We start from the raw sequence: 2,734 nt of genomic DNA, 5'->3' as shown, positions 1-2,734 counted from the left end.
GCCACGGGATGCCGGGGGGCCACAGCCGCGGTGCAGGGACGCCCGTCCAGCAATCGCCGGGAATGCTTAGTAGAGTGATTCGTGAGCAGCCGCGTGACGGCCCCGACGTGGAGTCGGGCCAGGTCCGGGGCACGGATCCCACCCGGAAAGAGGCAGCACCATGGACCGCCAGCAAGAGTTTGTCCTGCGGACGATCGAAGAGCGCGATGTGCGCTTCGTGCGCTTGTGGTTCACCGACGTCGTGGGATCCCTCAAGTCCGTGGCCCTGGCCCCGGCCGAGGTCGAAGGCGCCTTCGAAGAAGGCCTGGGCTTCGACGGCTCCGCCATTGAAGGCCTGGCCCGTGTCTTCGAATCCGACATGCTGGCCCAGCCGGACCCGGCCACCTTCCAGATCCTGCCCTGGCGCGGCGAGACGGAAGCGACCTCGCGGATGTTCTGCGACATCCTCACGCCCGACGGCGAACCGTCCGCGGCGGACCCGCGCAACGTGCTCAAACGCAACCTCGCCCGGGCCGCGGACCTCGGCTTCACCTGCTACACGCACCCCGAAATTGAGTTCTACCTGCTCAAGTCCCAGGAACCCGGCCCGGACGGTGCACCGGTTCCGGTGGACGAGGGCGGCTACTTCGACCATGTCCCCGGCGGCGTGGCGCAGGACTTCCGCCGCACGGCCGTAACCATGCTGGAATCCGTGGGCATCTCGGTGGAGTTCAGCCACCACGAGGCCGGACCGGGCCAGAACGAGATCGACCTGCGCTACGCCGATGCCCTGCAGACCGCGGACAACATCATGACCTTCCGCACCGTGATCAAGGAGGTCGCGTTGCAGCAGGGCACCTACGCCACGTTCATGCCCAAACCGTTCACGGCCCACCCCGGTTCCGGGATGCACACCCACTTCTCGCTGTTCGAGGGCGACACCAACGCCTTCTACGAGGCCGGGGCCGAGTTCCAGCTCTCCGAAACGGCCCGGCAGTTCATCGCCGGGATCCTCAAGCACGCCCCCGAATTCACGGCCGTGACCAACCAGTTCGTGAACTCCTACAAGCGGCTCTGGGGCGGCGGCGAGGCGCCCAGCTACCTGAGCTGGGGTCACAACAACCGCTCGGCCCTGGTCCGGGTGCCGCTGTACAAGCCGGGCAAGGGCCAGTCGGCGCGGATCGAATACCGCGGCATCGACTCCGCCGCCAACCCGTACCTCGCCTACGCGGTGCTGCTCGGCGCCGGCCTGAAGGGCATCGAGGAGGGCTACCAACTGCCGGCCGCCGCCGAGGACGACATCTGGTCGCTCAGCTCGGCCGAGCGCCGCGCGATGGGCCACGATCCGCTGCCGGCCAGCCTGCACGACGCGATCCGGACCATGGAGGAGTCCGAGCTCATGCCGCAGATCCTKGGCGAGCAGGTSTTYGAGCACTTCCTGCGCAACAAGCGYGCGGAGTGGCAGGACTACCGCCTGCAGGTGACGCCCTACGAGCTGCGGCGCAACCTGGCCATCCTCTAGGTCGGCCGCGGTGAGCATGGCGCGGCGCCTCATCGCCGCCGGTTTCAACGACCTCGAGAAGGGCGAACGGTTCCTGGCCGCCCCGGAACTCGAGGGCCTGGACCAGGACGCCCTGTTCGCCGGGCTGCAGCTGGCCGCCAACCCGGACACGGCGCTCCAGTCACTGGTCCGGCTGATCGAGAAACACCCGGACTTGCGGCAGCTTGCGGCCGCGGACCCGGACCGCAGCGAGCCGCTCTACCGGGTGCTCGGGGCGTCCGAAGCCCTCGGCGAGTTCCTCATCCGGCACCCCGAACACCTGGAAGCTTTCCAGGCCAAGGCGAGCCCGGAACCCCGGCCCGCGGACGCCGACGCGCTGCGCACCCGGCTCCTGCACGCCGTCCGGGCCGACCCCAAAGCCGACCGCCCGGTCGCGGGCCTGACCGGCCAGGAGGGCTACGTCGCCCTGCGCACGGCCTACCGGCGCGGCCTGGTGGAGCTGGCCGTCAAGGACCTCTGCGCCGCCGATCCGCTGGACTTCATGCCCTCCGTCGGGGCCGAACTGGCGGACCTGGCCGGCGCCGCGATCGAGGCAGCCCTGGCCGTGTCCCGGGCCGAGGCGGCGGCGCAGTTCGGCGCCGGCGACGTGGCCGACGTCGGACTGGCCGTGATCGGGATGGGCAAGTGCGGCGCCCGCGAGCTGAACTACATCTCCGACGTCGACGTCATCTACGTGATCGACGCCGGCAGGCTGGAAGACTCCCGGGCGAACAGCATCGGGACCGCCCTGGCCTCGGGCATTTCGCGGGCCATCACGTCCACCAGCCGGGAGCCCGGGTTGTGGGAGGTGGACGCCAACCTCCGGCCGGAGGGCAAGTCCGGGCCGCTGGTCCGCACCCTGGCCTCGCACGAGAGCTACTATGCGCGCTGGGCCGAGAGCTGGGAATTCCAGGCCCTGCTTAAGGCGCGCACCATCGCCGGCGACGCCGGGCTCGGCGCCCGCTACGAGGCGGCCGTCGCGCCGCTGATCTGGTCTTCCGCCGGCCGCGAGGGGTTCGTCGAGTCGGTCCGGTCGATGCGCCGCCGGGTCACGGACCACATCCCGGCCGAAGAGGAACAGCGGCAGATCAAACTGGGCCGCGGCGGCTTGCGCGACGTCGAATTCACCGTCCAGCTGCTCCAGTTGGTGCACGGCAAAGCGGACGAGAGCCTGCGCTGCCGGGACACGACCTCGGCCATCGCTGCGCTCTCGGC

General features: G+C 70.0%; 1 protein-coding gene and 1 pseudogene. Both read left to right on the top strand.

Going from position 1 to position 2,734, the window contains the following annotated elements:
- The first annotated feature begins 160 nt into the window (after positions 1–160).
- Positions 161–1,501, top strand: coding sequence for a type I glutamate--ammonia ligase (glnA, locus tag AB4Y86_RS16215; protein WP_441403205.1), 1,341 nt, complete (start codon positions 161–163; stop codon positions 1,499–1,501).
- Between the two features lie 10 nt (positions 1,502–1,511).
- Positions 1,512–2,734: pseudogene (locus AB4Y86_RS16210) on the top strand (bifunctional [glutamine synthetase] adenylyltransferase/[glutamine synthetase]-adenylyl-L-tyrosine phosphorylase); the annotation flags it as partial.

Origin of the sequence: Arthrobacter sp. 2YAF22_2 (assembly GCF_052114645.1) — a bacterium.
Classification (GTDB): Bacteria; Actinomycetota; Actinomycetes; order Actinomycetales; family Micrococcaceae; genus Arthrobacter.
The sequence above is the reverse complement of the archived record's forward strand: the minus strand, read 5'-3'. Positions and strand labels throughout refer to the sequence as shown.